The following is a 4136-nucleotide window of genomic DNA, read 5'->3' as shown; positions in this document are numbered from 1 at the left end:
ATTACGGAAAGATACCAATTTGATAATTTCACAGACTAGTATAAATCATATATAATTATAATTATTCTAATGAGTAAAATAGGAAAAGGAGAGATGAGATGATATTTTTCTTTCAATTAGCAGTAATTTTGCTAAGTACAAAGCTTGCGGGTGACTTAAGTGTCAGACTAGGACAACCGTCTGTACTTGGAAAACTTATTGTAGGTATTATAATTGGTCCAGCAGTACTAGGATTAATTGATAATACGGATTTGCTAAAACAGTTAAGTGAAGTTGGGGTTATTCTTCTTATGTTTATGGCCGGTTTAGAAACGGACTTAAAAGAATTGAATGAAAACCGCAATTCTTCTTTCGCAGTAGCAGTAGGTGGAATTATTATGCCGTTCTTAGGTGGTTATGTTGCGGGCCTTATTATGGGAATGGAGCAAGCAAATGCAGTATTTTTAGGCTTACTTCTTTGTGCAACTAGCGTTAGTATCTCTGTGCAAACGCTTCGAGATTTAGGGAAAATGAAAACGCGTGAAAGTACAACAATGCTCGGTGCAGCTGTGTTTGATGATATTCTTGTTGTTATTTTACTTGCATTTGCAATGAGCTTCTTAGGTGCAGATGATGTAAATTTAACGATGGTTATCTTGAAAAAAGTTGTCTTCTTTGCATCTATTATCCTAATCGGATGGAAGGGCGTACCGATGATTATGCGCTGGCTTTCTCCGCTTCGTGTATCAGAATCTATTATTAGTACAGCTCTTATTATTTGTTTTTCTTTTGTATATTTCGGAGAATTATTAGGAATAGCGGGTATTATCGGAGCGTTTGCGGCAGGGATTGCTATCTCTCAAACAGATTATAAACATGAAGTTGAGAAGAAAGTTGAACCAATTGCTTATGCAATGTTTGTTCCTATTTTCTTTGTAGGTATTGGGATGAATATTACGTTTGCAGGAATTGGAGATAAAGTTTGGTTTATTGTCATTTTAACAGTAATTGCTGTGGTAACGAAATTAATTGGTTGTGGTCTCGGAGCGCGTATGACAGGCTTTGATTTACAGTCTTCTACAATCATTGGTTCTGGAATGGTTTCCCGTGGTGAAGTAGCGCTAATTATTGCTGGACAAGGTCTTGCGTCAGGACTATTAGCAAAAGACTACTTTACAGCAATTGTGATTGTTGTTATTTTAACAACAATGATTACACCGCCGATGTTGAAGAAAACATTTGCGATAAAAGACAAACAATTAAAAGAGGGAAGAAGTGCTGTATAAGCACTTCTTTTTTATGTAACAATTTTCAGAAATATAAAATAATATTCTTGACGTATTATTCAATTTGTTTTACGGTGAAATTGTAAACCATTTCCATGTTGAGGGGTGAAGAGGTGGCAACGATTCGCGATGTTGCAAAGTTGGCGGGAGTTTCAGTCGCAACAGTTTCACGAGTATTAAATGAAAAAGGATATGTACATGAAGATACAGTCAAACAAGTGAAGAAAGCAATTGAGGAATTGCAGTATAAACCAAATGCGGTGGCCAAAGCTTTATTTAAAAAGTCTTCTACGATGATTGCTTTACTTGTATCAAATATACAAGACCCAGCATCTTTATCCTTGCTTGCGGTTATTGAAGAAGAAGCTTACAAAGAAGGATATCAAATCGTTATATGTAATGTGAAACATAAGCGTGGTTATATGGATATATTGGAACAAAATAATATTGCCGGCATTCTTATGACACGTGATGTATATGAAGGATTACAAAAAGAAAGAGTATCAGTTCCATTTGTAATTATTGATTCAAGCGAGGAAAGGGCTTCGCAGTACTATAATGGAGCAATACAAGCTGTTTCGTTACTAGAAGAGAAAGGATGCCACTTTCTTGCTTATATTCATGAAGAATCGAGTCATGAAGCGATGGAGGAACATTTCTCAGGTTTTTTAGATGCGGTTTGGGAGAAAAACATATCTTACCGAGTTATTGAAATGAATAGACGAGAGACGAATTCAGAACAAATAGCTGCGGAAGTATTGCGAAAACATCCATATATAGATGGCATCGTCACTTGTAGTGATACCGCCGGAATTGATTTTATCCGTGCTGCGCAAAAATTACATATCTCTATTCCAGAGTATTTGCAAGTTATTAGTTTGAATGGAGCCGTGCAAGGAGAGTGGTCTACACCGTCTTTAACGACAATTGCTCAGCCGATAACAAGTATAGGGACAGTTGCTATCCGGAAATTAATTGCAAAAATAAAAAAGGTAGAAGATAACCATGAGATAGTGAATTTAGATTTCGTTCTGATTGAGAGAGGATCAACAAAATGAAAGGTGCGTGAATACACGCACCTTTTTCTATTTTGCTATTTGTAGGCAGCAAGAGTCCGATTGACGGAAGTTTGCACCTTGAACAAGAAGCATGCTTCTTGTTCAAGGTGCACAATCCTTTTCATGAAATATAGAAATCAAGGATGCAGTAAAAAATGCTCTTGTTTAATTTCGAGTAATGTTTCTGCAAAACGTTCATGTTCTTCAAAGTGTGGAGAATGGGCTGAGTTAGGAAACCAAATCATTTTTTTGATAGGAGCGTTCAAAACATCGCAATATTGTTGCACAAGTGCATAAGGTGTTTGATAGTCGTAGCGTCCAGAACAAAAATAGACAGGAAACGAAACGCTTGGAATTTGTGAAAAGAAATCAATGGTTAACATTTCTCTCCATAATTCTCCGGATTTTATATTTCCGCTAAAAAATTTTACCCAATCTATCAATGTGTATTCAGATGATAACAATCCTTTTCGAATGAACGAAAAAAATGTCCCATTTTGAATAGCGCCGCCAAAGATACCAAGCCATTTCCTTTGAATAAGCAGCCGTCTATTATCTAGAAATGGAGGTTTTCCAAGTTTTTTTAAAGAAGCGAGTGCCCGCTCATGCCTGTGCTGCTTTGCGGATCGAATTAAATGTTTAAAAAGTAATTTCTCATTTTGCTTCATATGCACAATTTGGCCAACTCCAATATAGGCTTCGATGGATTGGGGAGATTGCTGCGCAGCAGATAATCCAATGATGCTACCCCAGGAATGACCAAGAAGAAATAACTTCTTTTTTTGAAATTTGTTTAGCAGATGGTCAATTAGTTTATGTGTATCCAAAATAAATTGTTCAATTTTTAGCGGCTCTTTGAAATCTCGCCATGAAAAGGATTTTCCTGCTCCGCGCTGATCCCAGTTGACAACAATAAAATGTTTTTCGAGTTCGGCTTGGAAATGGCGTGCAAAGCCAATGTGAGCCATTCCTGGTCCACCATGTAAACATAATAAAAGAGGTTGTTTGAGATCTTGGCCACGAATAAGCAACGATTGTTTGCGATTGTTTATAAGTACATTTTCAATTGTAGCAATGCTATTTGGAATAAGTTGTTTATTTTTATCGTAAAAAGAGGGGGTGCAGCTGCGACTGAATATGAGAGGGACCTCCTTTCGAGTGCAATATAGTGAACGGTGTCGATTTGTTAACATATACTAAATATACGAATAAGAAATCATTGTATCCTAACATAATAACTTTATCTTGCATGAATGAGAAGTAAAATGCTTAAAGATAGAAGTTTTAAGTTATGTATAAGAGAGAGGAGGGAAGAGGTGGAGATTGGTGAAATTATTGCTCGCTTAAATAATCATGAATCGATCGCGGTGGTTGCGAAGCGACTAGAAATGAGTCCGTATACACTATCAAAAAAATTACGATTGCTCGGATATGAATATGATAGTGAGCAGAAAAAAAGGATGTTTGTTGGGGAGGGAGAAGAGCCTCGTCATCTACAATTAAAAGAAGCTGTGAGCATGCAACAGGAAAAAATAGATTATCAACGTCTTATTTATGAACAATTGCAAAATATTTATAAGTTGTTGCAAAAACAGGATTATGGAATATGTATTGCTTCTGTCCAAACAGGAGAGAAAAAAAGACGTACGTTTTCTCTTTCAAAACAAACATTAGAACAGCTAGATTGTTTTTCTATTAAAAATGGCGTGCACAAATCTAAAGTTGTTGAAATTGCGCTAGAAGAATATTTTAAAAAATATCGTGAAAAAGAATAAAAGCGGGAAATCCCGCTTTTATTCCACTAATTATAGAT

4 protein-coding genes are annotated in these 4136 nt (G+C 36.1%); 3 read left to right on the top strand and 1 reads right to left on the bottom strand.

Annotated features, from left to right (window positions below; translation table 11 throughout):
- Positions 1-98: 98 nt before the first annotated feature.
- The gene (locus V7024_RS23975) at positions 99-1265 is read left to right on the top strand and encodes a cation:proton antiporter (protein WP_335524571.1); all 1167 of its coding nucleotides are present in this window, start codon (positions 99-101) and stop codon (positions 1263-1265) included.
- A 113-nt stretch (positions 1266-1378) separates the two neighbouring features.
- Positions 1379-2323 carry a LacI family DNA-binding transcriptional regulator gene (locus V7024_RS23970; protein WP_335524570.1) on the top strand — a complete coding sequence of 315 codons (945 nt, stop codon included), beginning with the start codon at positions 1379-1381 and terminating at the stop codon, positions 2321-2323.
- A gap of 137 nt (positions 2324-2460) precedes the next feature.
- Here V7024_RS23970 and V7024_RS23965 read toward each other — a convergent pair whose 3' ends face one another.
- On the bottom strand, positions 2461-3462 hold the full coding sequence (locus tag V7024_RS23965) for an alpha/beta fold hydrolase (protein WP_335524573.1): 1002 nt from the start codon (positions 3460-3462) through the stop codon (positions 2461-2463).
- Between the two features lie 177 nt (positions 3463-3639).
- On the opposite strand from V7024_RS23965, the gene V7024_RS23960 reads away from it, so the two are divergent.
- Positions 3640-4098, top strand: a complete 459-nt coding sequence (locus tag V7024_RS23960) for a ribbon-helix-helix domain-containing protein (RefSeq protein ID WP_438824514.1) — start codon at positions 3640-3642, stop codon at positions 4096-4098.
- Positions 4099-4136 lie beyond the last annotated feature (38 nt).

It is taken from the genome of Bacillus sp. JJ864 (assembly GCF_036963045.1).
Taxonomy (GTDB): domain Bacteria; phylum Bacillota; class Bacilli; order Bacillales; family Bacillaceae_G; genus Bacillus_A; species Bacillus_A pseudomycoides_C.
This window is presented reverse-complemented; position numbering and strand designations above follow the sequence as displayed.